Origin of the sequence: Pseudomonas sp. ENNP23, from assembly GCF_001728945.1 — a bacterium.
Taxonomy (GTDB): Bacteria; Pseudomonadota; Gammaproteobacteria; order Pseudomonadales; family Pseudomonadaceae; genus Metapseudomonas; species Metapseudomonas otitidis.
On sequence record NZ_LYSP01000023.1, the window covers coordinates 68,918 to 95,595 of the forward strand.

Sequence of the window (26,678 nt, forward strand, 5' to 3'; positions counted from 1 at the left end):
TCTGGGCCAGCTGCCACCCGGCTACAGCCGCACGGGACGAGCGCCGATCAGATATGGCGAACCTCGACGATCTCGTACTCGACCAGGCCGCTGGGCGTCTTCACCACCACCACATCACCCTCGACCTTGCCCACCAGCGCTCGCGCGATGGGCGAGCTGACCGAGAGCTTGCCGCGCTTGATGTCGGCCTCGTCGTCGCCAACGATCTGGTAGGTCACGGTTTCATCCGTCTCGACGTTGGCGATGTCTACGGTCACACCGAATATCACCTTGCCACTGTGGGGGATGGTGGTGATGTCGATGATGTGGGCATTGGACAGCTTGGCTTCGATGTCGCGGATGCGCGCCTCGGCCAGGCCCTGCTGCTCGCGGGCAGCATGGTACTCGGCGTTCTCCTTGAGATCGCCCAGCTCACGCGCCTCGGCAATGGCCTGGCTGATCTTTGGGCGCTCGATCTTGAGCGCCTTGAGTTCGTCTTCCAGGGCCTGAGCGCCCTGGATGGTCATCGGAAACTTGGTCATGCGTTGATTCCTGCATGGAGATCCTGCAAGCGGCGCACGGTCTTCTCGGAACCGAACTTGAGCGCCTCACAGACCGCCTGCCCCGCCGCGATGGTGGTGGTGCAGTAGATCTTGTGCTGCAGGGCGTTACGACGGATCGAGTAGGAGTCGGCAATGGACTGACGCCCCTCGGTGGTGTTGATGATCAGGGTGACCTCGTCGTTCTTGATCATGTCGACCACGTGGGGCCGACCTTCGGTCACCTTGTTCACCCGGCGTACCGGCAGACCGGCGGCCTCGATGACACGCGCGGTACCGGCAGTCGCCACGACCTCGAAGCCCAGCGCCACCAGGTCGCGAGCGACTTCAACGGCTTCGGCCTTGTCGTCTTCGCGCACGCTGATGAAGGCAGTACCGGAGTTCGGGAGGATCTCGCTGGCACCAAGCTGGGCCTTGGCAAAGGCCTCGCCGAAGGTATCACCCACGCCCATGACCTCGCCAGTGGACTTCATTTCCGGACCAAGGATCGGGTCGACGCCCGGGAACTTGGCGAAGGGGAACACCGCCTCCTTGACGCTGAAGAACGGCGGAATGATCTCCTGGGTGAAGCCGACCTCAGCCAGGCTCTTGCCTGCCATGACGCGCGCCGCCACCTTAGCCAGGGACTCGCCGATGCACTTGGAGACGAACGGCACGGTACGGGACGCGCGCGGGTTCACCTCGATCACGTAGATGTCCTCGCCCTGCACGGCCATCTGCACGTTCATCAGGCCGACGACGCCCAGCTCCAGGGCCATCTTCTTGACCTGCTCGCGGATCTCGTCCTGGATGTGCTTCGGCAACGAGTAAGGCGGCAGCGAGCACGCGGAGTCACCGGAGTGCACGCCGGCCTGCTCGATGTGCTGCATGATCGCACCGATCACGACGGTTTCGCCGTCGCACACCGCATCCACGTCCACCTCGATGGCGCAGTTGAGGAAGCGATCCAGCAGCACCGGACTGTCGTTGGAGACCTTCACGGCCTCACGCATGTAGCGCTTGAGTTCTTCTTCCTGATAGACGATTTCCATCGCGCGGCCGCCCAGTACGTAGGACGGGCGCACCACCATCGGGTAGCCGATGCCCTTGGACAGGGCCAGGGCCTCGTCTTCGCTGCGGGCCGTGGCATTGGCCGGCTGGCGCAGGTTGAGACGCTGGACCATCTGCTGGAAGCGCTCGCGGTCTTCGGCACGGTCGATGGCATCCGGGCTGGTACCGATGATCGGCACACCGGCCTCTTCGAGGGCGCGGCACAGCTTCAGCGGGGTCTGGCCGCCGTACTGCACGATGACGCCCTTGGGCTGCTCGACGCGGACGATCTCCAGCACGTCCTCCAGGGTCACCGGCTCGAAATACAAGCGATCCGAGGTGTCGTAGTCGGTGGAGACGGTCTCCGGGTTGCAGTTGACCATGATGGTCTCGTAGCCGTCTTCGCGCATCGCCAGCGCGGCGTGTACGCAGCAGTAGTCGAACTCGATTCCCTGGCCGATGCGGTTGGGGCCGCCACCCAGGATCATGATCTTGTCGCGACCGGACGGGTTCGCCTCGCACTCTTCCTCGTAGGTCGAGTACATGTAGGCAGTGTCGGTGGCAAATTCGGCAGCGCAGGTGTCGACGCGCTTGTACACCGGCAGCACTTTCAGCTTGTGACGATGAGCCCGCAGGTTCTTCTCGGTGACACCCAGCAGCTTGGCGAGGCGCGCGTCGGAAAAGCCCTTGCGCTTGAGGCGGCGCATCAGCTCGTAGTCGATCCCGGACAGGCCGAGAGTCTGCACCTGGCGCTCTTCCTTCACCAGATCTTCGATCTGGATCAGGAACCACTCGTCGATGCGAGTGAGCTCGAACACCTCCTCAACGGTCTTGCCGGCACGGAAGGCATCGGCCACGTACCAGATGCGCTCCGCGCCCGGCACGGTCAACTCGCGCTTGAGGATGCTATCGGCCTCGGGGTCGGCCAGGTCCAACTTGGGATCGAAGCCGGCAACGCCGACTTCCAGACCACGCAGGGCTTTCTGCATGGACTCCTGGAAGGTACGGCCGATAGCCATCACTTCGCCCACGGACTTCATCTGGGTGGTCAGGCGGGCATCCGCCTTGGGGAACTTCTCGAAGGCGAAGCGCGGGACCTTGGTCACCACGTAGTCGATGGCAGGCTCGAAGGACGCCGGGGTACGGCCGCCGGTGATATCGTTCTGCAGCTCATCCAGGGTGTAGCCGACGGCCAGCTTGGCGGCGATCTTGGCGATCGGGAAGCCGGTAGCCTTGGAGGCCAGGGCGGAGGAGCGGGACACGCGCGGGTTCATCTCGATCACGACCATGCGCCCGGTGTTCGGGCAGATGCCGAACTGCACGTTGGAACCGCCGGTCTCGACGCCGATCTCGCGCAGCACCGCCAGGGAGGCGTTACGCAGGATCTGATATTCCTTGTCGGTCAGGGTCTGCGCAGGCGCAACGGTGATGGAATCGCCGGTGTGCACGCCCATCGGGTCGAAGTTCTCGATGGAGCAGACGATGATGCAGTTGTCCTTCTTGTCGCGGACAACCTCCATCTCGTATTCCTTCCAGCCGATCAGCGACTCATCGATCAGCAGCTCGTTGGTCGGGGACAGGTCCAGACCACGGGCGCAGATCTCTTCGAACTCTTCGCGGTTGTAGGCGATACCGCCACCAGTGCCGCCCATGGTGAAGGACGGACGGATGATGCAGGGGAAGCCGACCATCTCGAGGACGCCATAGGCCTCTTCCATGCTGTGGGCGATACCGGAGCGCGGACACGCCAGGCCGATGTCCTTCATGGCCTTGTCGAAGCGCGAACGGTCCTCGGCCTTGTCGATGGTGTCGGCATTGGCACCGATCATCTCGACGCCGAATTTCTCCAGGACGCCGTGGCGCTCCAGGTCCAGGGCGCAGTTCAGCGCGGTCTGGCCGCCCATGGTGGGAAGGAGGGCGTCAGGGCGCTCCTTCTCGATGATCTTGGCAACGGTCTGCCACTTGATCGGCTCGATGTAGGTGGCGTCGGCCATGGCCGGGTCAGTCATGATGGTGGCCGGATTGGAGTTCACCAGGATGACGCGGAAGCCTTCTTCCTTCAGGGCCTTGCAGGCCTGAGCGCCCGAGTAGTCGAACTCACAGGCCTGGCCGATGACGATGGGGCCGGCGCCGAGGATCAGGATGCTTTTGATATCTGTACGTTTTGGCATGGTCTTACTCGAATCCTTGGGTCAGTCGGCGAGGATCAGCGGCGCTTGGCCATGGCTTCGATGAAGCGATCGAACAACGGGGCCACATCATGCGGACCGGGGCTCGCCTCGGGGTGCCCCTGGAAGCTGAAGGCGACCTTGTCGGTGCGCTCGATGCCCTGCAGGGTGCCGTCGAACAGTGACTTATGGGTGGCACGCAAGTTGGCCGGCATGCTGGACTCGTCCACAGCGAAGCCGTGGTTCTGGCTGGTGATCATCACCACGCCGGAATCCAGGTCCTGCACAGGGTGGTTGGCGCCGTGGTGGCCGTGACCCATTTTCATGGTGCGGGCACCGGAAGCCAGGGCAAGCAACTGGTGCCCCAGGCAGATACCGAACACCGGGATATCGGTCTCTAGGATTTCCTTGATGGCAGCGATGGCGTAGTCGCAAGGCTCCGGGTCACCCGGGCCGTTGGACAGGAAGACACCATCCGGATTCAGGGCGAGCACATCCTTGGCCGGAGTCTTGGCCGGCACCACGGTCAGGCGGCAACCACGCGCGACGAGCATGCGCAGGATGTTCAGCTTCACGCCGTAGTCGTAGGCCACCACGTGATAAGGCAGCTCGCTGGCAACGATCTCGGGATGGCTGTCGCTTTCAAGGTTCCAGACACTGGAGCGCCATTCATACGGCTTATCGCAGGTCACTTCCTTGGCCAGGTCCATGCCCTTCAAGCCCGGGAAGCCGCGTGCCAGCTCCAGCGCCTTTTCCTCGGTGGCATCAGCGCCGACCAGAATACAGCCGTTCTGGGAGCCCTTCTCACGCAGGATGCGGGTCAGGCGACGAGTATCCAGCCCAGCGATGGCAACGGTGCCGGTCGCCTGCAGATACTCCGGCAGTGACTGCTTGCTGCGCCAGTTACTGGCCAGCAGCGGCAGGTCGCGGATGATAAGGCCAGCGGCCCAGACGCGGTCGGACTCGGCATCTTCCGGCGTGGTGCCGGTATTGCCGATGTGGGGATAGGTCAGGGTGACGATCTGCTGCGCGTAGGAAGGATCGGTGAGGATTTCCTGGTAGCCGGTCATGGCAGTGTTGAACACCACCTCTCCGATGGTCTGGCCGTCGGCCCCGATGGACTCGCCGCGGAAAATGCTGCCGTCGGCAAGCGCGAGTATGGCTGGCTTAGTCAAGAAGACCTCCCGTATCTAAGGCTGAAGCAAACGCAGATTGTAAAAAAGCGGGATGACGTTGATACCGTCACCCCGCTTTTTTATCTGAGCCATTTCTGCGTAACTTTTAGTGGACACACTAAAGCTGCAGCTTACAGGAATGCGTCATTTCGGTCCACAGGAAAGACATCACCAAACTGCATTCCGCGACCGATAATCAGCGCAGACCCAGCACATCCTGCATGTCGTACAGGCCGGCTCCCTGACCATCCAGCCACAGCGCGGCACGCACGGCGCCACGAGCAAAGGTCATGCGACTGGACGCTTTGTGAGTGATCTCGACGCGCTCGCCATCGGCCGCGAAGAGGACGGTATGGTCGCCGACCACATCGCCCGCACGCACGGTGGCGAAACCGATGGTCTCACGCTCGCGAGCGCCCGTCTGGCCTTCACGGCCATAGACCGCCACCTTCGACAGGTCGCGCCCCAGGGCCTCGGCCACCACCTCACCCATGCGCAGTGCGGTGCCGGAGGGGGCATCCACCTTGTGGCGGTGATGGGCCTCGATGATCTCGATGTCCACTTCGTCGCCGAGCACCCGCGCAGCGGTGTCCAGCAGCTTGAGGCAGAGATTCACCCCGACGCTGAAGTTTGCGGCAAAGACGATGGGGATCTGCTTGGCCGCCTCGGCCAGCAACGCCTTATCTCCAGCAGTGAAGCCGGTGGTACCGATGACCATGGCTTTGCCCGCCTGACGGCAGACCTCGAGATTCTTCAGGGTCACTGACGGATGGGTGAAGTCGATCAGCACATCGAACTCGTCCACCACCTTGGCCAGGTCGCCCGAGAGGGGCACGCCGATACGCCCCAGGGCGGCCAACTCGCCCGCATCCGCGCCCACCAGGGTGCTGTCGGGCCGATCGATGGCGGCGGTCAGGCCGGCCCCCGGGTTCTGCTGGACCGCTTCGATCAGGGTCTTGCCCATGCGCCCGGCGGCGCCCATCACTGCAATACGTCGCATAACGAACAAAGCTCCAAGCTAGAAGCGCCAGGCCCCGCGCACGAACAGGCCAAGCCTGCCGCGCGCCGCCTGGCGCCCTGCGTCAAAGATCACCAAAGAAGCGCTTCATGCCCTCAAACCAAGTGCTGGCCTTGGGCGAATGGGAGCCGTCACTCTGCAGGCTCTTGCGGAACTCTTCCAGCAGTTCCCGCTGGCGCTTGTCCAGGTTCACCGGCGTCTCGACCACCACGCGGCACATCAGGTCACCGGCACCACCGCCACGCACAGGCGCAACACCCTTGCCACGCAGGCGGAACAGCTTGCCGGTCTGGGTCGCCTCGGGGATCTTCAGCTTGACGCGGCCGTCCAGGGTCGGAACCTCCAGCTCACCACCCAGCGCCGCATCGGCGAAGCTGATCGGTACCTCGCAGTACAGGTGCTTGCCGTCACGCTGGAAGATCGGGTGCTCGCGCACGTTGACCACCACGTACAGGTCGCCGGGCGGCCCACCCATCACGCCCGCCTCGCCTTCGCCGGACAGGCGGATACGGTCGCCAGTGTCCACGCCGGCCGGCACCTTCACCGACAGGGTCTTGTGCTCTTCCACGCGCCCCTGGCCATGGCAACTGCCGCAGGGGTCACTGATCATCTTGCCGGTGCCGTGGCAGCGCGGGCAGGTCTGCTGGACGGAGAAGAAGCCCTGCTGCATGCGCACCTGCCCAATACCGCCGCAGGTGGTGCAGGTGACGGGGCTGGTGCCTTTCTTCGCACCGGAGCCATCGCAGGTCTTGCAGTTGACCAGGGTCGGCACACGGATGGTCACGGTCGTGCCGCGAACCGCCTCTTCGAGATCCAGCTCGAGGGTGTAGCGCAGGTCGCTGCCACGCTGGGCACCGCCACGCTGGCCACCGCGCTGACCGCCGAAGAAGTCGCTGAACACGTCGCCGAAGATGTCGGAGAAGCTGGCACCGCCGAACCCTGCACCACCGCCGCCACCCATCTGCGGGTCGACGCCGGCATGGCCGTATTGATCGTAGGCCGCGCGCTTGCTGGCATCCGAGAGGATTTCGTAGGCCTCGTTGGCCTCCTTGAATTTCTCCTCGGACTCTTTGTCCCCCGGGTTGCGGTCCGGGTGGTACTTCATGGCCAGACGACGATAGGCCTTCTTCAGCTCGGCCTCGCTGGCGCCACGCTCTACACCGAGGATTTCGTAAAAGTCACGTTTAGCCATTGGTTCTCTGCACTCTGAAAGTTTCGCGCCCTCCAGACACGCCGACGCGGGAGCAAGCCCCCGCGTGGCGAATCACCCCGAGCCGAACGGCTCGGGGCAGGAGCGCAAGCAAGCGTGGCGCTTACTTGTTGTCCTTGACCTCTTCGAACTCGGCGTCGACGGCATCGTCGGCAGCCTTGTCGTCGCCTGCGGGAGCACCCTCGCCGGCCTTGGCCTGCTCGGCGTACATCTTCTGCGCCAGCGGAGCGGAAGCCTGGGACAGCGCGTTCATCTTGGCTTCGATCTCGGCCTTGTCATCGCCTTTCACGGCGACTTCCAGCTCACCCACTGCTTTCTCGATGACCGCCTTCTCTTCAGCAGTGGCCTTGTCGCCCGCTTCGGTGATCATCTTGCGGGTGGCGTGAACCAGCGCGTCACCCTGGTTGCGGGCACCGGCCAGCTCTTCGAATTTGCGGTCTTCCTCGGCATTGGCTTCGGCGTCACGCACCATCTGCTGGATTTCTTCCTCGGACAGGCCGGAGTTGGCCTTGATCACGATGGACTGCTGCTTGCCGGTGGCCTTGTCCTTGGCGGACACGTGCAGGATGCCGTTGGCGTCGATGTCGAAGGTCACTTCGATCTGCGGCACGCCACGCGGAGCCGGCGGGATCTCGGCCAGGTCGAACTTGCCCAGGGACTTGTTCTGGCCGGCCTGCTTGCGCTCACCCTGCAGCACGTGAATGGTCACGGCGGACTGGTTGTCGTCGGCAGTGGAGAATACCTGGGACTTCTTGGTCGGGATGGTGGTGTTCTTCTCGATCAGCGGAGTCATCACGCCACCCAGGGTCTCGATACCCAGGGTCAGCGGGCTCACGTCGAGCAGCAGCACGTCCTTCACGTCACCGGCCAGTACGGCACCCTGGATGGCCGCACCGATGGCGACAGCCTCGTCCGGGTTGACGTCCTTGCGCGCTTCCTTGCCGAAGAAGTCGGCCACTTGCTTCTGCACCAGCGGCATGCGGGTCTGGCCACCGACCAGGATGACTTCGTGGATGTCACCCACGTCCAGGCCAGCATCCTTCAGCGCGATGCGGCACGGCTCGATGGTGCGAGCGACCAGGTCTTCCACCAGGGCTTCCAGCTTGGCGCGGGAAATCTTCACGTTCAGGTGCTTCGGACCGGTCTGGTCTGCAGTGATGTACGGCAGGTTGACGTCGGTCTGCTGGCTGGAGGACAGCTCGATCTTGGCCTTCTCGGCAGCCTCTTTCAGGCGCTGCATGGCCAGCGGGTCGCCCTTCAGGTCCATGCCGGACTCTTTCTTGAACTCGTCGACGAGGTAGTCGATCAGGCGGATGTCGAAGTCCTCACCACCCAGGAAGGTATCGCCGTTGGTGGCCAGCACTTCGAACTGGTGTTCGCCGTCCACTTCGGCGATCTCGATCACCGACACGTCGAAGGTACCGCCACCCAGGTCATAGACGATCACGGTGTGGTCGCCCTTGGCCTTGTCCATGCCATAGGCCAGCGCAGCCGCAGTGGGCTCGTTGATGATGCGCTTGACGTCCAGGCCGGCGATGCGGCCGGCGTCCTTGGTAGCCTGGCGCTGGCTGTCGTTGAAGTAGGCCGGAACGGTGATGACGGCTTCGGTCACCGGCTCGCCGAGGTAGTCTTCGGCGGTCTTCTTCATCTTCTTCAGCACTTCCGCAGAGATCTGCGGAGGCGCCATCTTCTGGCCCTTCACCTCGACCCAGGCGTCACCGTTGTCGGCCTTGGCGATCTTGTAGGGGACCATCTTGATGTCTTTCTGCACGACGTCTTCTTCGAAGCGACGACCGATCAGGCGCTTCACGGCGTACAGGGTGTTGTGCGGGTTGGTGACAGCCTGGCGCTTGGCGGACTGGCCGACCAGGATCTCACCGTCGTTGGTGTAGGCGATGATCGAGGGGGTGGTGCGCGCGCCCTCGGCGTTTTCGATCACCTTGACGTTGCCATTCTCAAGAATGGAAACGCAGGAGTTGGTGGTACCCAGGTCGATACCGATGATCTTGCCCATATTCTCTCTCCCGAAACTTTGATTTCTTTGCGGCCCCGCTCGCTTGGGGGCCGCATCAGCATGTGAACGCTTGGACTACCAGATGGGGGCCCGAAGCCGGATTTCAAGCCTGCTCGTCGATGGACGGCGGCGCTTCGGCCGGCGCCTTGCTGACCACGACCATGGCCGGGCGCAGCAGGCGACCGTTGAGCAGGTAGCCCTTCTGGAAGACCTTCAGGACGCTACCCGGCTCGACATGGGTGCTCTCTTCCATTGCCATCGCCTGGTGATGCTCCGGGTTGAACGGAGCGCCATGGGGGTCGACGGCCTCGACCTGGAAGCGCTTCAGGGTGTCGTGGAACAGCTTCAGGGTCAGCTCGACGCCTTCGCGTACAGGACGGACGGCCTCGTCCTCGGCACTGGTCAGCTCCAGGCCGCGCTCCAGGCTGTCGACCACCGGCAACAGGTCGTTGGCGAACTTCTCCAGGGCGAACTTGTGTGCCTTCTCGACATCCTGCTCCGCACGGCGGCGGATGTTCTGCAGCTCGGCGGCGGTACGCAGGGACTGGTCCTGGGCCGCAGCCAGTTGCTCCTCCAGCGCCTGGACGCGGGCCACGAGGTCCTCGCCCGCCACATCAGCCGGTGCGCTCACCTCGGGGTTCTGGGTATCCAGGTTCTGTTCGTCTGCCATGCCTTCCTCCTTACTGAAACGGTGGCGGGGAATGACCCGCCGATCTGTCCGCCTATATGGGGTCGCAATTTGTCGCTTCAAGGGCAGCAGGCGATTGTCAGCCGGAAAACAAACACTGTATAAATAGACAGCCAAAACCCAGGGGAGTCCCCGCCATGCTGGTCCACCTCTCAGTCCACAACTACGCCATCGTCGAGCACCTGGACCTTGAGCTCGAAGGCGGCATGACCGTGATCACCGGCGAGACCGGCGCGGGCAAGTCGATCATGCTCGACGCCCTCGGTCTGACCCTGGGCGACCGTGCCGACAGCGGCGCCGTCCGCCCCGGTGCGGAGAAGGCCGACATCCTTGCCAGCTTCGACCTCAGTGATATCCCGGAGGCACGTGCCTGGCTCGCCGAGCGGGACCTGGAAATTGATGGCCCCTGCATCCTGCGCCGGGTCATCACTGCGGAAGGCCGATCCCGTGCCTATATAAACGGCACCCCCTGCCCCCAAGGCGACCTCAAGGCACTGGGCGAGCTGCTGATCGACATCCACAGCCAGCATGAACACCAGTCGCTGCTCAAGCCGGACACTCATCGGCGCCTGCTGGACGAATTCGCCGGCGCCAGCGACCTGGCCCGCCAGGTCCAGCTCGCTGCCCAGCGCTGGCGCCAGACCCGCCAGGAGCTGCAACGCCTGTCACGTAACAGCGAAGAGCAGCGCGCCCGCCACCAACTGCTCAGCTACCAGTTGGAGGAGCTGGAGCAACTGGCCCTCGGCGACAATGAGCTGGAGCAACTGGAAGCCGAGCACAAGACCCTGTCCAACGCCGAAAGTCTGCTGGCAGGCTGCCGCCAGGTACTGGACATGTGCAGCGAGAGCGATGCCGGCAACGTCCTCAGCGCTCTCACCTCCAGCCTCAATCGCCTGACGGCCTTCAACGCCCAGCAGGGCCCGATTGCCGAAGCCGTCAACCTGCTGGCCAGCGCCCAGATCCAGGTGGAAGAAGCGGTCGGCGAAATCAACCGCTTCATCGATCATTTCGATGCCGACCCGCATCGCCAGCAGGAGGTCGAAGAACGCCTCGACACGCTCTACACCCTGGCCCGCAAGCACCGTATCCATCCCAGCGAACTCCCCCACCTGCAGCACACGCTGCTGGAGGAGATCGAAGCGCTCAATGCCGATGACGAGGCCGTGGAGCGCCTCGGGGACGAACTGGCAGCCTATGCCCGCCACTACCAGGCAAAAGCCGCCGCACTGAGCCAGTTGCGCAGCAAAGCGGCCGGCAAGCTGGCCAAGGCCGTGGAGATGGAGATGCAACGCCTGGGCATGCCCGGCGGGCGCTTCAGCATCGAGCTACGCGGCATCGAAAGCGACGAACCCCAGCCGAACGGACAGGAGCAGGTGGAGTTCCTGGTCAGCGCCAACCCCGGCCAACCACTGAAGGGCCTGGCCAAGGTCGCCTCGGGCGGCGAGCTATCCCGGATCAGCCTGGCGATCCAGGTCATCACCGCACAGACCTCGCGGGTACCGACCCTGGTGTTCGACGAAGTGGACGTCGGCATCGGCGGCCCCACCGCGGAAGTGGTCGGCCAGTTGCTGCGGCGCCTGGGCGAGCGCGGCCAGGTCCTCACCGTCACCCACCTGCCCCAGGTGGCCGCCCAGGGTCATCACCACCTCTTCGTGCACAAGAAGCGCGGCAGCAAGGAGACCCGCACCGCCGTCACCAACCTCGACGACGCGACGCGCGTGGAAGAAATCGCCCGCATGCTGGGTGGCGTCGACCTCACCGAAGAATCCATCGCACACGCCCGCAAGATGGTCGCCAGCGCCCGCAACTGATTCGCGCAGGCATGAAAAAGGCGACCCGAGGTCGCCTTTTTCATGAAGCGGAGATTACTTCTTCTTACGCACGTACAGCACCAGATTGTGATCGACGAGCTCGAAGCCGTGCTCTTTCACGATCTCTTTCTGCCGCTTTTCGATTTCGGCGTCGATGAATTCGATGACCTCACCGGAATCCACGCAGACCATGTGGTCGTGGTGGCCGCTGTCAGCCAGTTCGAACACGGCATGGCCGCCATCGAAATTGTGGCGGACAACGAGGCCGGCAGCCTCGAACTGGGTAAGCACGCGGTAGACCGTCGCAAGGCCGACGTCCTCGCCGGCTTCCATCAGTGCCTTGTACACATCCTCGGCACTCATGTGACGCTGATCGGCGGAGTCGAGCATCTGAAGGATCTTCACCCGAGGCAGGGTGACCTTCAGACCGGCTTTGCGAAGTTCGTTATTTTCAACCATGGTCAGCTTTCTCGTGGATGCTGCTTCGCAGCTTCCCTCAATGCGGGTATGATCGGATTTTCGTTGCCCAGCCAAGATAGTGGAAGTCACCCACCGATGCAAAACACCAAGCTCCTGCTGACCAGCCTCTCATTTGCAGGCCTGCTCGCACTCGCCGGTTGTTCGTTTCCCGGTGTCTACAAGATCGACATCCAGCAAGGCAACGTCGTAACGCAGGACATGATAGACCAGTTGAAGCCTGGAATGACCCGGCGCCAAGTGCGGTTTATCATGGGCAACCCCTTGATTCTCGATACCTTCCACGCCAACCGCTGGGACTACCTCTACAGCATTCAGCCCGGCGGCGGTCAGCGTCAGCAGGAGCGCGTCACCCTGCTGTTCGACGGCAATGACCAACTGATCGGCCTGGGTGGCGACTTCATGCCTGGCGTCAGCCGCGACGAGGCGATCCTCGGCAGCGACGGCAACAACCAGGTCACCCCGAGCAAGCCCACCCAGCAGAAACCGGAAGAGAAAGCCAAGCCCGGCTCGCTGCTGGAGCAGATCCAGAAGGAAGTGGACCAGGTGGAAACCGTACCGGTCCCGATCCCGGAACCCCTGGACACCACGCCGCAGTAAATGCGGCGCCCATGAAAAAGCCCGGACCGATTCCGGGCTTTTTTGTACCTGCCTGATAAACAAAGGCCGACAGCCGCAGCGTCGCCAGACGACCCGATCAGTCGCCCTTGCCCTCTCCCCTGGCCTGGGCCGCACGCGCGGCGCGCGCCTTGCGCACCTCCTTCGGATCGGCCACCAGGGGGCGATAGACCTCGATGCGATCCCCTGCCTCGACCTGCCGAACCTCGGCGTCCTGCACCGCCTTGCCGAAGATGCCCAGCGGCGCAGCCGTCAGGTCCAGGTCGGGAAACGCATCCGCCAGCCCCGCCATCAGCACAGCCTGGCGCAGCGTCGTCCCGGCCGGCACCTCCAGCCGTACCAGGCGCTGACGGTCAGGCAGCGCGCACACCACCTCGACGGCGATCAGCGACTCAGCCATACAACTGCTTGGCTCGCTGGCAGAAGGCATCCACCAGAGTGTTCGCCGCCTGATTGAACAGCGGCCCCAGGGTCGCCTTGACAATCGGCCCGGCGTAGTCGAAGGACAGGTCCAGGCTGATCTTGCAGGCCTTCTCCCCCAGCGCCTTGAAGTGCCAGACCCCATGCAGCTCGGTGAACGGCCCTTCCTCCAGGTTCATCTCGATGCTCGCGCCCTCCACCAGCACATTGCGGGTGACGAAGCGCTGGCTGATCCCGCCCTTGGCCACACCCAGGCTGGCCACCATGTGCGACTCACTCGACTCCAGCACCTCGCTGCTCGCACACCAGGGCAGGAACTCGGGGTAGCGCACCACATCGTTGACCAGGTCGTAGAGCGCCTTGGCGGGATAGGGGAGCAGCGCGGAACGCTGGATATGCGTGGACATCGGAGCCTCTGAACGTCAGTCAGTCGGCTGCAGCAGGGGCAACACGGCTGGTCAAAAAAAGAGCGCGCATTGTCGAGGATTCGCCCAACGCGCTCAAGCCTACGCCGCCGTAGCGGGCTGGCGAGCGACTCCCTATAATGCCGCGCCTATGGCTAAGCAAAAGAAACAAACTCAAGGCTCCATCGCACAGAACAAGAAGGCTCTGCACGACTACTTCGTCGAGCAGCGCTTCGAGGCCGGCCTCGCCCTCGCAGGCTGGGAGGTCAAGAGCCTCCGCGCCGGCAAAGCCCAACTGGTGGACAGCTACGTACTGCTGAAGGACGGCGAGGCCTGGCTGCTCGGTAGCCACATCACCCCGCTGAAGACCGCCAGCACCCACGTCATCGCCGACCCCGTGCGCACCCGCAAGCTGCTGCTGCACAAGCGCGAACTGGGCAAGCTGTTCGGTGCCGTCCAGCAGAAGGGCTACACCTGTGTCGCCCTCTCGCTGTACTGGAAGGCCCACCTGATCAAATGCGAGATCGCCCTGGTGAAGGGCAAGAAAGAGTTCGACAAGCGCGCCACGGAGAAGGAACGCGACTCCGATCGCGAGATCGAACGCGCCATGCGCACCAAAGGCAAGGAGTGATCCTCGCCAGACAGAAACGCCGGGCATTGCCCGGCGTTTTCGTTTGCGCGCACTGACGACTCAAATGCCCTGGCGCCGCTGCGCTCGCTCCAGGCGCACCGCCTCCAGCCGCCCCTCGGCCAGCACTTCCTGCACATAGTCGATGTGGCGATTGGACACCTCCCGCGCCTCCTCCGCCCGCCGTTCGATGATCGCCTCGTACAGCGCCCGGTGCTGGGCCATCAGCATGTCGCGGGTCTCGCTGCGCTGCAGGTACATCCCGCCGATGTTGGTCACCACGTTGTGCTTGAGCAGATCGAACAGCCCACGGATGGTGTGCAGCAGCACCGCATTGTGGCTGGCCTCGGCAATCGCCAGGTGGAAGCGCGCATCGGCGGCGCCCTCCTCCTCCCGGGTCGCCTGGCTGCCCGGCGAATAGCAAGCCTGCAGCGCCTCGAACGCCTCGCCCAGGCGCTCATGGTCGACCGCCGTCGCCCGCAGCGCCGCGTAGTAGGCGCAGGAACCTTCCAGCGTATGGCGGAACTCCAGCAGATCGCGCTGCGCGTCGGGGTTGCCCTCCAGCAGCTTCAGCAGCGGATCGCTGAAGGTCGACCCCAGCTCCGCCGACACGTAGTTGCCGCCCCCCTGCCGGCTCACCAGCAGCCCTTTGGCCACCAGCTTCTGGATCGCCTCCCGCAGGGACGGGCGCGACACTCCGAACTGCTCGGCCAGCACACGCTCCGCCGGCAGTCGCTCGCCTGCTTTCAGGGTCCCCTCGAGGATCATCGCCTCGAGGTGATCGACGATGTCATCCGACAGACGGCGCTGACGCACCTGACCGAATCCCATACCCCTCCCGAACCACCGTTCCGTTCCCACTACAGCCACCAGCCATGGCAGCCCAGCTCATTCAGCGCGGCAGCCTAACCAGCGCCATCGCCATCCACAAGGCGCAGATGAGCCCCATGCGCTCGACCAAAGTTGTAGGACACGAAATTGACAGGTCAATAGAAGGGCTTTTACCCTGAGCCGTCGATTTTGTAAATTGGTAATACCAATTCGACGAAAACGCCGAACGGAGAGCAATTGCCCTGCTGCTGCGCCACGAGCGCAACGACTCCGGAAGGCCAACAGGCACTCCAAAAACAATCAGGGAGCCACCCGAATGCAAGCTTGGCAACAGATCTACACCCCGCTCGGCAGCCTCGGCCTGTCCGCGCTGGTCGCCTTGATCCCCATCGTCTTCTTCTTCCTCGCCCTCGCCGTGTTCCGCATGAAGGGCTACATCGCAGGCACCATCACCCTGGCCCTGTCCCTCGCGGTCGCGATCTTCGCCTTCAAGATGCCGGTCGACATGGCCTTCGCCGCCGCCGGCTACGGCTTCGCCTACGGCCTCTGGCCCATCGCCTGGATCATCGTCGCCGCGGTGTTCCTCTACAAACTCACCGTCAAGAGCGGCCAGTTCGAAGTGATCCGCAGCTCCGTGCTCTCCATCACCGACGACCAGCGCCTGCAGGTCCTGCTGATCGGCTTCTCCTTCGGCGCCTTCCTCGAAGGGGCCGCCGGCTTCGGCGCCCCCGTGGCCATCACCGCCGCACTGCTGGTGGGCCTGGGCTTCAACCCGCTCTACGCCGCCGGCCTGTGCCTGATCGCCAACACCGCCCCGGTGGCCTTTGGCGCCCTCGGCATCCCAATCATCGTCGCGGGCCAGGTCACCGGCATCGACGCCTTCAAGATCGGCGCCATGACCGGCCGCCAACTGCCCTTCCTGTCGATCATCGTGCCGTTCTGGCTGGTGGCCATGATGGATGGCTGGCGCGGCATCAAGGAAACCTGGCCGGCCGCCCTCGTCGCCGGTGCCAGCTTCGCCATCACCCAGTACTTCACCTCCAACTTCATCGGCCCGGAACTGCCCGACATCACCTCCGCCCTGGTGAGCCTGGTGTCCCTCACCCTGTTCCTCAAGGTGTGGCAGCCCAAGCGCGCCGAAGACCGCGAGGTGGTCGGCGTCTCCGGCGGTGCAGCCGTCATGGGCGGCTTCGGCGGCCCGCGCAGCAGCACCCCGTCGCCCTACAGCTTCGGCGAGATCCTCAAGGCCTGGTCACCGTTCCTGGTGCTGACCGTCCTGGTCACCCTCTGGACCCTGAAACCGTTCAAGGCCCTGTTCGCCCCGGGTGGCGCGCTGGAGCACTTCGTCTTCATGTTCGCCATCCCGCACCTGGATCAACTGGTGATGAAAGGCGCCCCCATCGTCGCCACCGCCACCGCGATCCCGGCCGTCTACAAGTTCGACCCGATCTCCGCCACCGGCACCGCGATCTTCCTCTCCGCCGTGGTTTCCATGCTGATCCTGAAGATCAACATCAAAAATGGTCTGACCAGTCTGGGGGAAACCTTCGTCGAGCTGAAGATGCCGATCCTCTCCATCGGCATGGTGCTGGCCTTCGCCTTCGTCACCAACTTCTCCGGCATGTCCACCACCCTGGCGCTGGTCCTGGCCGGCACCGGCGCAGCCTTCCCGTTCTTCTCGCCGTTCCTCGGCTGGCTGGGCGTGTTCCTCACCGGTTCCGACACCTCCTCCAACGCCCTGTTCGGCTCGCTGCAGGCCACCACCGCCCACCAGATCGGCGTCAACGACACCCTCCTGGTCGCTGCGAACACCAGCGGTGGCGTCACCGGCAAGATGATCTCCCCGCAGTCCATCGCCGTGGCCTGCGCCGCCACCGGCATGGTCGGCAAGGAGTCGGACCTGTTCCGCTTCACCCTGAAGCACAGCCTGATCTTCGCCGCCATGGTCGGCCTGATCACCCTGGCGCAGGCCTATGTCTTCACCGGCATGCTGGTTCACTGACGAGAGCCGGCTGCGCGTCGGCGATGCAGCAAGGGAATGGCCTCGGAGAGGCTCGCCTACATAGGTAGGCTCGGCTCCCCGGCCATTTCCGCCCTGTATCGCTCCAGCGCGCTCGATCCACGTTTTCTGCCAAAACGGAAGAGCCCATGATCATCTCCGCCTCCACCGACTACCGCGCCGCCGCCCAACGCAAGCTGCCGCCCTTCCTGTTCCACTACATCGACGGCGGCGCCTACGCCGAGCACACCCTGCGCCGCAACGTGCAGGACCTGGCCGACATCGCCCTGCGCCAGCGCGTGCTGCGGAACATGTCCGAGCTCAGCCTCGAAACCCAACTGTTCGGCGAAACCCTCGCCATGCCTGTAGCCCTCGCCCCCGTCGGCCTCACCGGCATGTACGCCCGACGCGGCGAAGTGCAGGCCGCCAAGGCCGCAGCGGCCAAGGGCATCCCCTTCACTCTCTCCACCGTCTCGGTGTGCCCGATCGAAGAAGTCGCCCCGGCCATCGACCGGCCCATGTGGTTCCAGCTCTACGTGCTGAAGGACCGCGGCTTCATGAAGAACGCCCTGGAACGCGCCAAGGCCGCCGGCGTCACCACCCTCGTCTTCACCGTCGACATGCCCGTGCCCGGTGCCCGCTACCGCGACGCCCACTCCGGCATGAGCGGCCCCAACGCCCCACTGCGTCGCGTGCTGCAAGCCATGACCCACCCCGCCTGGGCCTGGGACGTCGGCCTGCTCGGCAAGCCCCACGACCTCGGCAACATCTCCACCTACCGTGGCAACCCCACCGGCCTGGCCGACTACATCGGCTGGCTCGGCGCCAACTTCGACCCCTCCATCTCCTGGAAGGACCTCGAATGGATCCGCGACTTCTGGCAAGGCCCCATGGTCATCAAAGGCATCCTCGACCCCGAGGACGCCCGTGACGCCGTCACCTTCGGCGCCGACGGCATCATCGTCTCCAACCACGGCGGCCGGCAGCTCGACGGCGTGCTCTCCAGCGCCCGCGCCCTCCCCGCCATCGCCGACGCCGTCAAGGGCGAACTGAAGATCCTCGCCGACTCCGGCATCCGCACCGGCCTCGACGTCGTGCGCATGCTCGCCCTCGGCGCCGACACCGTCATGCTCGGCCGTGCCTTCGTCTACGCCCTGGCCGCCGCCGGCGGCGCCGGTGTGAGCAACCTGCTGGACCTGATCGAAAAGGAAATGCGCGTGGCCATGGTGCTCACCGGCGCCAAGTCCATCGCCGAGATCAACGCCGACTCACTGGTGCGCGACCTGCCCCGCTGAACGGCGCCCATCCAAGACGAGGCCGCCCAAGCGGCCCGCACCCCACCGTTGATGACAGGACCTGACCGATGAGCCTGCCCGCCGCCTTCCTGCACACCGTCGAGCGCCTGATCCCCCGCGACCGGCGCTTCGACGATGCGCTCTCCACCCTCGCCTTCGGCACCGACGCCAGCTTCTACCGCCTCATCCCCAAGCTGGTGGTGCGGGTCGAGAGCGAAGCCGAAGTCATCACCCTGCTCAAGGCCGCTCACGCCGAACAGGTGCCCGTCACCTTCCGCGCCGCCGGCACCAGCCTCTCCGGCCAGGCCATCAGCGACTCGGTGCTGATCGTCCTCGGTGACAACTGGAACGGCCGCGACATCCGCAAGGGCGGCGAGCAGATCCGCCTGCAGCCCGGCGTCATCGGCGCCCAGGCCAACGCCTGGCTCGCCCCCTACGGCCGCAAGATCGGGCCGGACCCGGCCTCCATCAACGCCTGCAAGATCGGCGGCATCGTCGCCAACAACGCCAGCGGCATGTGCTGCGGCACCGCCCAGAACAGCTACCACACCCTCGCCGGCCTGCGCCTGGTGCTGGCCGACGGCACCCTGCTGGACAGCGAAGACCCGACCAGCGTTGCCGCCTTCCAGGCCAGCCACGGCGAGTTGCTGAAGCAGCTCGGCGAACTCGGCCGGCAGACCCGCGCCAACACCGAACTGGCCGCGAAGATCCGCCACAAATACCGCCTCAAGAACACCACCGGCCTGTCCCTCAACGCCCTGGTGGACTACGACCAGCCGCTGGACATCCTCACCCACCTGCTGGTGGGCTCCGAAGGCACCCTCGGCTTCATCAGCGCCGTCACCTACCACACCGTGCCCGAGCACCCGCACAAGGCCTCCGCGCTGATCGTCTTCCCCGACGTGGAAACCTGCTGCCGCGCCGTGCCCGTGCTCAAGCAGCAACCGGTCTCCGCCGTCGAACTGCTGGACCGCCGCAGCCTGCGCTCCGTGCAGGACAAGCCCGGCATGCCCACCTGGGTCAAGGGCCTCTCCGCCAGCGCCTGCGCCCTGCTGATCGAATCCCGCGCCGCCAGCGCCAGCCTGCTGCACGAACAGCTCGCGCAGATCACCGCCTCCATCGCCGACTTCCCGGTGGAGCAGAAGGTCGACTTCAGCGAGGACCCGGTCGTCTACAACCAGCTCTGGAAGATCCGCAAGGACACCTTCCCCGCCGTCGGCGCTGTGCGCCAGACCGGCACCACGGTGATCATCGAAGACGTCACCTTCCCCGTCGAACAGCTCGCCGCCGGCGTCAACCGCCTCATCGAACTGTTCGACAAGCACCGCTACGACGAGGCCATCCTCTTCGGCCATGCCCTGGAAGGGAACCTGCACTTCGTCTTCACCCAGGGCTTCGACAGCCCCGAGCAGGTCGCCCGCTACGATGCCTTCATGCAGGACGTCGCCCAACTGGTCGCCGTCGAGTTCGGCGGCGCCCTCAAGGCCGAGCACGGCACCGGCCGCAACATGGCGCCCTTCGTCGAACTGGAATGGGGCCACGACGCCTACCAACTGATGTGGCAGCTCAAGCGCCTGCTCGACCCCGCCGGCATCCTCAATCCCGGCGTCATCCTCAGCGACGACCGCGAACTGCACCTGAAGAACCTCAAACCGCTGCCCGCCGCCGATGAGATCGTCGACAAATGCATCGAATGCGGCTTCTGCGAACCGGTCTGCCCCTCCAAGGGCCTGACCCTCAGCCCACGCCAGCGCATCGTCATCTGGCGCGACATCCAGGCCCGCAAGCGCGCCGGCATCGACACCCGCGAGCTGGAAGAAGCCTTCGCCTACCAGGGCGTCGACACCTGCGCCGCCACCGGCCTCTGCGCCCAGCGCTGCCCCGTCGGCATCAACACCGGCGATCTGGTGCGCAAGCTGCGCGGCGAACACGCCCACCGCCCCGGCACCGCCACCTGGCTCGCGCGCAACTTCGCCACCACCCTCAAGGGCGCCCGCCTGCTGCTGGCCACCGCCAACCTCACCCGAGCCGTGCTCGGCGCCCCGCGCCTGGCGCGCCTCAGCGGAGCCCTGCACCGCGCCAGTGGCGAACGCCTGCCCCAGTGGACCCCGGCCATGCCGCAACCGGTGCGCTTCGACCCACCGGCCGCCGCCCCCATGGGCGAACGGCCGCGCGTGGTCTACCTCACCGCCTGCGTCTCCCGCGCCATGGGCCCGGCCGCCGGTGCCGACGAGCAGATGCCGTTGATGGACAAGACCCGCCAACTGCTGGAGAAGGCCGGCTACCAGGTGGTCTTCCCCGACAACGCCGACAACCTCTGCTGCGGCCAGCCCTTCGCCTCCAAGGGCTACGCCCGCCAGGCCGACGACAAGCGCGACGAACTGCTGGCCGAACTGCTGCGCGCCAGCCGCGGCGGCCTCGACCCGATCTACTGCGACACCAGCCCCTGCACCCTGCGCCTGGTGCAGGGGCTGGACGACCCCCGGCTGAAGATCCACGACCCGGTGAAGTTCATCCGTACCCACCTGCTCGACCGCCTGGAGTTCACCCCCCAGGAGCAGCCGGTGGCCGTCCACGTCACCTGCAGCACCCAGCACCTGGGCGAATCCCAGGCGCTGATCGACCTGGTCAGCCGCTGCACCCGCCAGGTGGTCGTCCCCGAAGGCATCCACTGCTGCGGCTTCGCCGGCGACAAGGGCTTCACCACCCCGGAACTCAACGGCCACGCCCTGCGCAGCCTGAAGGACGCCGTGCAGATCTGCGAGGAAGGCGTCTCCACCAGCCGCACCTGCGAGATCGGCCTCAGCCACCACAGCAGCATCGACTACCACGGCCTGGTCTACCTGGTGGACCGGGTCACCCGCCCCCGCGCGGACTGAACCTCAAGAGCCGTGCCCGGCACGGATTGCGCCCCGCCTCGAGCGGGGCTTTTTTATGGTTCTTCACAGCCCGGCAAGACAGCACCGTGTGTGAGCACGCTGCAGTGTTGCCAAGCGTGGGATGGTGGGGCGGGGACAGTTCCCCAGCAGAAAACCTGAACCGCCCTCCCCGCCACCCTGTCCACCTTCATGAGCCCGCTTCGCGCCGGCTCGCCCATCTCGGACATCCGTGCTCCACCCGGCCGTCCCGCAAGGCCCCTCCGAGTGCCACAGAACGAAGAGAGGACCACCCCATGCAACGCACTGCCCTGCTGCTCGGCGCTACCCTGCTGGCGTCCCCCCCTGGCCTTCGCCGACGACCTCTGCACCCTCAACCTGCAGAAGATCAGCGACCAGCTCGCCACCGCCACCACCCTCGGCGATCCGCTCAAGCAGGAAGTCCAGGACCTGCGCGCCAAGGCCGAACAGGCCAAGACCCACGGCGACACCGAAGGCTGCATCAGCGCCTCGAACATGGCCCTGCAAAGCCTGCAGCGCCCCAACACCGACGGGGCGTCGCAGTAGCGGCAGGTAGAAGGTCGCAACAAGGCGGCCCGGCAGTAAGCCGGGCCGCAAAGACAGCAGGGCACCCAGCGTGCGGGGCCTACTCGTTGATGCGGGCGGCACGCTCCAGCAGGGACACGGCGAGCTGGCGCAGTTGCTGCAAGTCCACTGGTTTGGTCATGCAGACATCGGCGCCTCGGCGGCGCGCCTCGGTCAGCAGGGCATCGTCGGCCGCAGCACTCACCACCATCACCGGCATGCCCTGCAAGTGGGCGGAGCGGTGTACCTGGTCGAGCACCTGCAGGCCGTCACCGTCGGGCAGGTCCAGGTCCAGCACCAGCAGCGCCGGGGTCATCTGGTCGAGGGTGGCGAGGGCGCGGCCGATGGAGCCGACCCCGCGCACGTCGGCCACCTCGCGCAGCCCTTCCTTGAGCACCTTGAGGCAGGCCGGGTGGTCCTCGACGCAGAGCACTTCCGGCAGAGCGATGGCATCGATGTGCTCGTTCAGCGAGCCCCGGGGCTGGGGCGCGGCGGCACTGGGCAGGTCGATCCAGAAGCGGCTGCCGACACCGGGGGTGCTGCTGAAGCCGATCTGCCCGCCCATCAGCTCCGCCAGCTCGCGGCACAGCACCAGGCCGATGCCGGTCCCGGGGATGGTGGAGTTCTCCCGCCCCAGGCGCTGGAACGGCTGGAACAGCAGCGCCTGTTGTTCCTCACTGAGGCCCGAGCCGGTGTCGGCCACCCACAGGCGCACGCCGGTAGCACGCGCCTCGTAGCCAAGGCTGACCATGCCCAGCGGGCTGTTGTACTTGATCGCGTTGGACAACAGGTTGAGCAGCACCTGGCGCAGACGCCGGGCGTCGGCCATGACGAACAGCGCCGATTCGGGCGCGGCCATCATCTGCAGTTGCAGTTGGCGGGCCTGCAGCTCGGGCTGGATCAGCTCGGCGCAACTGGTCAGCAGCGGGCCGATGTCCACCGGCTTGAGCTGCAACTGCTGGCGGCGGCTCTCGATGCTGGAGAGGTCGAGGATGTCGTCCACCAGCGACGTCAGGTGCCGGCTGGCATTGACGATCTCCTGGGCGTACTCGCCCTCCTCACGGCGCTCCTCGCGCCCCTCGGCATCCAGGGTGATGAGCTGGGCGAAGCCATGGATCGCGTTGAGCGGGGTGCGCAACTCGTGGCTCATGCTGGAGAGGAAGCGGCTCTTGGCCTGGCTGGCGGCCTGGGCCTCGCGGGTGGCACGGCGCAGTTCCTCTTCCACCTCCTTGAGGCGGGTGATGTCCACATGGGTGCCCGCCACCAGCTTGGCGTGGCCATCGGCATCCCGCTCCAGCACCTTGCCGCGGCTGAGCAGCCAGGCGTATTGCCCGTTGGCGTCGGCGAAGCGGTACTCGGCGTCGAAGCCCTCCTGCTCGCCATTGGAGAACTGCGTGCGCAACTGGCGCAACCGCTCGATGTCGTCGGGGTGAACACGCTTGTTGAAGTCGGCCAGGCTGAGGTGGTCACTGGGCAACCCGAAGCGCCGGGCGAAACGTCCGCTGATGCGGATGGTGTGGGCCTGCGGGTCGGTTTCCCAGATGCTCTCGGTGGTGCTCTCCAGCACCAGCTCCAGATTGCGCTGGGCCTGGAAGCGCTCCTGCTCGCTGGCCTGCAACTGAGCGCCGGTGAGCTGCACCGCCTCGGCCATGTCGGCCAGCTCCTGGATACCGCTCTGCGGCGCCGCGGGGTGGTAATCGCCCCGACCCAGGCTGCTCATCATGCCGACGATGCCGGACATGGGCACCGACAGCTCGTTGGACAGGCGCCGCGAACGCGACCACATCCAGGCGAAGAACAGCGCGTAGAAGAACGCCAGGCCGGCGATCAGCAGGTAGCCGATCTGCTGGTAACGCTCGGCCAGGCGATTGGTCTCGCTGAAGATGTTGGCCTCGTCCACCACCATCATCAGGCGCCAGCCGGTCTGCGGAATCTCCGTCCAGGCGACCATCTGCTTGCGTCCCCCCAGCACCACCTCCTGCACGTTACCCGTGTCGCCCTTCATCGCCGCCAGCAGCGGGCGCATCTCGGGGAAGCGGTCGAGCTTGAAATCCTCGGGCTTGAGCATCTCGCGACGCACCGCCTCCTCGTAGGAGTAGCTGGTGAGTTCGCGCAGGCTGAAGTCGCGCTCGCCGGCCTCCGGCAGCGCCATGATGCTGTTGTCCCGGCTCACCAGCATCGCGTAGCCCTGCCACGGCACCTTGAGGCCGCCAATCTCCTTGAGCATCTTGTCGACGGTGATATCGAGACCCACCACCCCTTCGAGGAAATCGCCGGTGTACACCGGCGCGATGGCGGACATCATCCAGCCCTGCCCGGCCGGGTCCAGGTAAACGTCGGTCCAGACCACGCGGCGCTGCGGGTTATGGGTCGCGTCGGCGAGGTAATAGAAGTTGTAGTCGGGTATCACCATGTCATGGGGATACTGCTCGGGCGTCATGAAGAAGGGGTAGATGCGGTTGTAGCTGTCCCAGGTGTTGAAATAGACCGCCGCCATCAGCGGGTCGGAATCGCGGATGGACTTCATCAGCGGGTCCAACTGCGACAGGCGCATCACCTTCTCGCGGTCCTGCTGCGAAGGCGGCGTGCTGTTGGCATAGAAGGAGGCGGCGCGGCCGTCGTCGCTGCGGGTGTAGAACACCCCGTCCGGGGTCTGCGCGTGGCGCTGGCGCTCCAGGGCGTCGGGGCGGAAGTCCTCGTGGTGCAGCGCGCGATGGGTCGCGTCGCGGTACATCCGCGTCAGCATCTCGATGCTTTGCAGGCGCCCGTCGATGATCTTGCCCTCGCGCATGACCGCGCTGCTCAGGTCATCCAGCGCGCTGCGCTGCAGGTAGTCGAGCTGCGCATCGCGGATGGCGCTGTTGGTCAGCAGGTAGGCGGCGATCAGCACCGACTCCACGAGGATCAGCGGAATCAGCGCGCTCTGCACGAACGCCCGCCAGATCCACTGGCGAAGGGGATGACGTGAACGCAGCATGGGACGCTCTCTGTAAGGGACACCCTGACGATAGCTGGCAATCATATGTCATGCGGCCAGCCCGCCCCCAATTATCGCGGGACTGTCGACGTTGCCCGGGTTTTGGCGTACGATGCGCCCCTGCTCTAGAGCGAGCATCGGGGCCGATTAGGATTCGACGCCGGTAACAAAACTCTAGGGGCATGCCGAGCTGGCAGCAGACCTCGTAAATCAGTTGCTGCACTTTAATAGTTGCCAACGACGACAACTACGCTCTGGCTGCTTAATGCGCCAGCAGTCGCTAGGGGATGCCTGTAAACCCGAAACGACTGTCAGATAGAACAGGATCGCCGCCAAGTTCGCTGTAGACGTAACGGCTAAAACTTATACAGCTCGCTCAAAGCACCCTGCCTGTCGGGCGGCAATGAGCTAACTCAGTAGACCAGGCTAAGCATGTAGTCCCGAAAGCGGAGAACTGGCGGACGGGGGTTCAAATCCCCCCGGCTCCACCAAATAAACCCCTGATTTTCCTAGCGAAAGTCAGGGGTTTTTCTTTGGGTGTCGAAAAAGTGTCGACCCACCGATCCGACGCACTGATTCGTGGGCATGGACCTTTCCAGCAAGGCCAACTGCATTGCATCACGCCCATTGGTTCTGCCCCCCACACTCGCTTTATACGCAGCGCGGCACCCGCGGAACGCGATCTTCGCGTACCGGCAAGGGCCTACAAACCGCATCAAGCCTCAGCATCGCCGCACTCTTGACCGTCCTGAGGCTATTGATTTGAGTGTCACGAAATCAGCAGAGTCTCTTACCGAAACCCAGGGCAACGAGAGGGAAACGAACCACCCTTTGGTTTCCGTAAGTCGCCACCAAACTTAAAGTCCCGATGACGGAAGACCCAAGGAGCGGCCGGATGGTGTCATTGAACAGCCAGCGCGTAATAGCGTTGGCCATGGAGAACCCCATCAACCAACTGCTTCTTGAGCGGCTGGCAACGCTGGACCTACCAAACTGCATGTTGACGGCTGGATGCCTTTTTCAAGCGGTCTGGAATAAACACTGCGGCCAGCCAGCAGGGTGGGGAGTGAAGGATTACGACGTCATCTATTACGACGATGACCTGTCTTGGGAGACCGAAGACCGAGTCATCCAACATGTTCGCCGAGTGTGCTCCTCGCTGAAGGCCAACATAGAGGTTCGCAATCAGGCCCGAGTTCACCTTTGGTACGAAAGCAGGTTCGGCGTCATCTACCCACCCCTACAGACGGTGACAGATGGGATCGATAGGTACCTCATAAAAGCAACGTGCGTCGGGATAAACATCAGCACGGGGGACCTGTACTGCACGCATGGGCTGGATGACCTGGATCGCGGAATACTGCGAATCAACCCCTTGAACCCCCAACCCGACCTCTTTCTGCAAAAAGCGAACAGCTACCAAGAGCGTTGGCCCTACTTGGCGATAGAGCCTTAGCAACGTCAGCCAATCTGCGCAGAGCGCATTAAAGTGCCGCTACTGCGCTTGCACTGATCCCGCTTTTTCTTTGGGCCCTCGACTAGCTTTTGCCATACTGCCGCTCCCAATTCCCAGGATGGAGATAGCCCATGACACTGACGTTGGACGCCGCAAAGGCCATACGGGACGGCGGGATCGATGCGCTGGCGGCGCTGAATGACCTGCTCCGCGAGGCGCTGCCCCACCTCACGGAGGCACAGCAGGACGACCTGACCCGGATCACCGGCAAAGCCATGGGCATGATCGTCATGGACCTCATCAACCCCGCCGTGAAGGCCTATCCCGAGCTGGAGCCGGAGCAGAAGACCTGGAAGGCCGTAGCCCGAGAGACGGCCTCAAGGCGCGCGGCCCAAGCGCAAGCCTGACCACACCTCCCCTCCCCGCCCACAAAAAAGACGTCCGAGGACGTCTTTTTTCA

The 26,678-nt window shown here is 64.7% G+C and carries 21 protein-coding genes and 1 other RNA gene; 10 read left to right on the top strand and 12 right to left on the bottom strand.

Annotated features, from left to right (window positions below; genetic code table 11):
- Positions 1-47: 47 nt before the first annotated feature.
- The 7 genes from greA to grpE all read right to left on the bottom strand — a co-directional run bounded on the left by greA (position 48) and on the right by grpE (position 9,823).
- Positions 48-521, bottom strand: a complete 474-nt coding sequence (gene greA / locus A9G05_RS14450; protein ID WP_044413709.1) for a transcription elongation factor GreA — start codon at positions 519-521, stop codon at positions 48-50.
- Positions 518-3,739, bottom strand: a complete 3,222-nt coding sequence (carB, locus tag A9G05_RS14455; RefSeq protein ID WP_069561642.1) for a carbamoyl-phosphate synthase large subunit — start codon at positions 3,737-3,739, stop codon at positions 518-520. The genes greA and carB overlap by 4 nt, the downstream gene beginning before the upstream one ends.
- 35 nt (positions 3,740-3,774) lie before the next feature.
- The gene (carA, locus tag A9G05_RS14460) at positions 3,775-4,911 is read right to left on the bottom strand and encodes a glutamine-hydrolyzing carbamoyl-phosphate synthase small subunit (protein WP_069561643.1); all 1,137 of its coding nucleotides are present in this window, start codon (positions 4,909-4,911) and stop codon (positions 3,775-3,777) included.
- Positions 4,912-5,107: 196 nt separating this feature from the next.
- Complete coding sequence (dapB, locus tag A9G05_RS14465) at positions 5,108-5,911, bottom strand: 4-hydroxy-tetrahydrodipicolinate reductase (RefSeq protein WP_069561644.1); 804 nt, start codon at positions 5,909-5,911, stop codon at positions 5,108-5,110.
- Between the two features lie 82 nt (positions 5,912-5,993).
- Positions 5,994-7,121: a molecular chaperone DnaJ gene (gene dnaJ, locus A9G05_RS14470; RefSeq protein WP_069561645.1), complete on the bottom strand. Its 1,128-nt coding sequence runs from the start codon at positions 7,119-7,121 to the stop codon at positions 5,994-5,996.
- A 121-nt stretch (positions 7,122-7,242) separates the two neighbouring features.
- Positions 7,243-9,153 (bottom strand): molecular chaperone DnaK, encoded by a 1,911-nt coding sequence (dnaK, locus tag A9G05_RS14475; protein WP_069561646.1) that lies wholly within the window; start codon positions 9,151-9,153, stop codon positions 7,243-7,245.
- Between the two features lie 103 nt (positions 9,154-9,256).
- Positions 9,257-9,823 carry a nucleotide exchange factor GrpE gene (gene grpE / locus A9G05_RS14480; protein WP_044413691.1) on the bottom strand — a complete coding sequence of 189 codons (567 nt, stop codon included), beginning with the start codon at positions 9,821-9,823 and terminating at the stop codon, positions 9,257-9,259.
- A gap of 155 nt (positions 9,824-9,978) precedes the next feature.
- Between grpE and recN the strand changes: the two genes are divergently transcribed.
- Complete coding sequence (gene recN, locus A9G05_RS14485) at positions 9,979-11,652, top strand: DNA repair protein RecN (RefSeq protein WP_069561647.1); 1,674 nt, start codon at positions 9,979-9,981, stop codon at positions 11,650-11,652.
- A gap of 54 nt (positions 11,653-11,706) precedes the next feature.
- Here recN and fur read toward each other — a convergent pair whose 3' ends face one another.
- On the bottom strand, positions 11,707-12,111 hold the full coding sequence (gene fur, locus A9G05_RS14490) for a ferric iron uptake transcriptional regulator (protein ID WP_044413688.1): 405 nt from the start codon (positions 12,109-12,111) through the stop codon (positions 11,707-11,709).
- 96 nt (positions 12,112-12,207) lie between these two features.
- Here fur and A9G05_RS14495 point away from each other — a divergent pair, with 96 nt between their 5' ends.
- A complete protein-coding gene (locus tag A9G05_RS14495; RefSeq protein ID WP_069561648.1) occupies positions 12,208-12,729 on the top strand; it encodes an outer membrane protein assembly factor BamE in 522 nt (173 codons plus the stop codon).
- Between the two features lie 97 nt (positions 12,730-12,826).
- Here the strand turns inward: A9G05_RS14495 and A9G05_RS14500 are convergent, their stop codons facing one another.
- Complete coding sequence (locus tag A9G05_RS14500; RefSeq protein ID WP_069561649.1) at positions 12,827-13,147, bottom strand: RnfH family protein; 321 nt, start codon at positions 13,145-13,147, stop codon at positions 12,827-12,829.
- On the bottom strand, positions 13,140-13,574 hold the full coding sequence (locus A9G05_RS14505) for a type II toxin-antitoxin system RatA family toxin (protein ID WP_069561650.1): 435 nt from the start codon (positions 13,572-13,574) through the stop codon (positions 13,140-13,142). Before A9G05_RS14505 ends, A9G05_RS14500 begins: the two co-directional genes overlap by 8 nt.
- 148 nt (positions 13,575-13,722) lie before the next feature.
- Here A9G05_RS14505 and smpB point away from each other — a divergent pair, with 148 nt between their 5' ends.
- A complete protein-coding gene (smpB, locus tag A9G05_RS14510) occupies positions 13,723-14,202 on the top strand; it encodes an SsrA-binding protein SmpB (RefSeq protein WP_069561651.1) in 480 nt (159 codons plus the stop codon).
- Between the two features lie 60 nt (positions 14,203-14,262).
- Here the strand turns inward: smpB and A9G05_RS14515 are convergent, their stop codons facing one another.
- Complete coding sequence (locus A9G05_RS14515; RefSeq protein ID WP_069561652.1) at positions 14,263-15,030, bottom strand: FCD domain-containing protein; 768 nt, start codon at positions 15,028-15,030, stop codon at positions 14,263-14,265.
- 316 nt (positions 15,031-15,346) lie between these two features.
- Here A9G05_RS14515 and A9G05_RS14520 point away from each other — a divergent pair, with 316 nt between their 5' ends.
- The 4 genes from A9G05_RS14520 (at position 15,347) to A9G05_RS14535 (ending at position 21,767) form a co-directional block, all read left to right on the top strand.
- Complete coding sequence (locus A9G05_RS14520) at positions 15,347-17,032, top strand: lactate permease LctP family transporter (protein ID WP_069561653.1); 1,686 nt, start codon at positions 15,347-15,349, stop codon at positions 17,030-17,032.
- A 146-nt stretch (positions 17,033-17,178) separates the two neighbouring features.
- Positions 17,179-18,324, top strand: a complete 1,146-nt coding sequence (gene lldD / locus A9G05_RS14525; RefSeq protein ID WP_069561654.1) for an FMN-dependent L-lactate dehydrogenase LldD — start codon at positions 17,179-17,181, stop codon at positions 18,322-18,324.
- Positions 18,325-18,392: 68 nt separating this feature from the next.
- Positions 18,393-21,203 carry an FAD-binding and (Fe-S)-binding domain-containing protein gene (locus A9G05_RS14530; RefSeq protein WP_069561655.1) on the top strand — a complete coding sequence of 937 codons (2,811 nt, stop codon included), beginning with the start codon at positions 18,393-18,395 and terminating at the stop codon, positions 21,201-21,203.
- Between the two features lie 264 nt (positions 21,204-21,467).
- Complete coding sequence (locus A9G05_RS14535) at positions 21,468-21,767, top strand: hypothetical protein (protein ID WP_338135397.1); 300 nt, start codon at positions 21,468-21,470, stop codon at positions 21,765-21,767.
- Between the two features lie 79 nt (positions 21,768-21,846).
- On the opposite strand, the gene A9G05_RS14540 is transcribed toward A9G05_RS14535, so the two are convergent.
- Positions 21,847-24,762 carry an ATP-binding protein gene (locus A9G05_RS14540; RefSeq protein WP_069561656.1) on the bottom strand — a complete coding sequence of 972 codons (2,916 nt, stop codon included), beginning with the start codon at positions 24,760-24,762 and terminating at the stop codon, positions 21,847-21,849.
- A gap of 139 nt (positions 24,763-24,901) precedes the next feature.
- Between A9G05_RS14540 and ssrA the strand changes: the two genes are divergently transcribed.
- The 3 genes from ssrA to A9G05_RS14555 all read left to right on the top strand — a co-directional run bounded on the left by ssrA (position 24,902) and on the right by A9G05_RS14555 (position 26,625).
- Positions 24,902-25,253: a transfer-messenger RNA gene (gene ssrA, locus A9G05_RS14545) on the top strand.
- A 443-nt stretch (positions 25,254-25,696) separates the two neighbouring features.
- On the top strand, positions 25,697-26,218 hold the full coding sequence (locus A9G05_RS14550) for a nucleotidyltransferase family protein (protein ID WP_371850566.1): 522 nt from the start codon (positions 25,697-25,699) through the stop codon (positions 26,216-26,218).
- A 131-nt stretch (positions 26,219-26,349) separates the two neighbouring features.
- Positions 26,350-26,625 carry a hypothetical protein gene (locus tag A9G05_RS14555; RefSeq protein WP_069561658.1) on the top strand — a complete coding sequence of 92 codons (276 nt, stop codon included), beginning with the start codon at positions 26,350-26,352 and terminating at the stop codon, positions 26,623-26,625.
- The last annotated feature ends 53 nt before the right edge of the window (positions 26,626-26,678 follow it).

Excerpts from the sequence above, each read along its gene's own strand:
- greA (WP_044413709.1), bottom strand. The coding sequence starts at position 521 with ATGACCAAGTTTCCGATGACCATCCAGGGCGCTCAGGCCCTGGAAGAC.
- carB (WP_069561642.1), bottom strand. The coding sequence starts at position 3,739 with ATGCCAAAACGTACAGATATCAAAAGCATCCTGATCCTCGGCGCCGGC.
- dapB (WP_069561644.1), bottom strand. The coding sequence starts at position 5,911 with ATGCGACGTATTGCAGTGATGGGCGCCGCCGGGCGCATGGGCAAGACC.
- dnaJ (WP_069561645.1), bottom strand. The coding sequence starts at position 7,121 with ATGGCTAAACGTGACTTTTACGAAATCCTCGGTGTAGAGCGTGGCGCC.
- dnaK (WP_069561646.1), bottom strand. The coding sequence starts at position 9,153 with ATGGGCAAGATCATCGGTATCGACCTGGGTACCACCAACTCCTGCGTT.
- grpE (WP_044413691.1), bottom strand. The coding sequence starts at position 9,823 with ATGGCAGACGAACAGAACCTGGATACCCAGAACCCCGAGGTGAGCGCA.
- recN (WP_069561647.1), top strand. The coding sequence starts at position 9,979 with ATGCTGGTCCACCTCTCAGTCCACAACTACGCCATCGTCGAGCACCTG.
- fur (WP_044413688.1), bottom strand. The coding sequence starts at position 12,111 with ATGGTTGAAAATAACGAACTTCGCAAAGCCGGTCTGAAGGTCACCCTG.
- A9G05_RS14495 (WP_069561648.1), top strand. The coding sequence starts at position 12,208 with ATGCAAAACACCAAGCTCCTGCTGACCAGCCTCTCATTTGCAGGCCTG.
- A9G05_RS14500 (WP_069561649.1), bottom strand. The coding sequence starts at position 13,147 with ATGGCTGAGTCGCTGATCGCCGTCGAGGTGGTGTGCGCGCTGCCTGAC.
- A9G05_RS14505 (WP_069561650.1), bottom strand. The coding sequence starts at position 13,574 with ATGTCCACGCATATCCAGCGTTCCGCGCTGCTCCCCTATCCCGCCAAG.
- smpB (WP_069561651.1), top strand. The coding sequence starts at position 13,723 with ATGGCTAAGCAAAAGAAACAAACTCAAGGCTCCATCGCACAGAACAAG.
- A9G05_RS14515 (WP_069561652.1), bottom strand. The coding sequence starts at position 15,030 with ATGGGATTCGGTCAGGTGCGTCAGCGCCGTCTGTCGGATGACATCGTC.
- A9G05_RS14520 (WP_069561653.1), top strand. The coding sequence starts at position 15,347 with ATGCAAGCTTGGCAACAGATCTACACCCCGCTCGGCAGCCTCGGCCTG.
- lldD (WP_069561654.1), top strand. The coding sequence starts at position 17,179 with ATGATCATCTCCGCCTCCACCGACTACCGCGCCGCCGCCCAACGCAAG.
- A9G05_RS14530 (WP_069561655.1), top strand. The coding sequence starts at position 18,393 with ATGAGCCTGCCCGCCGCCTTCCTGCACACCGTCGAGCGCCTGATCCCC.
- A9G05_RS14540 (WP_069561656.1), bottom strand. The coding sequence starts at position 24,762 with ATGCTGCGTTCACGTCATCCCCTTCGCCAGTGGATCTGGCGGGCGTTC.
- A9G05_RS14550 (WP_371850566.1), top strand. The coding sequence starts at position 25,697 with ATGGAGAACCCCATCAACCAACTGCTTCTTGAGCGGCTGGCAACGCTG.
- A9G05_RS14555 (WP_069561658.1), top strand. The coding sequence starts at position 26,350 with ATGACACTGACGTTGGACGCCGCAAAGGCCATACGGGACGGCGGGATC.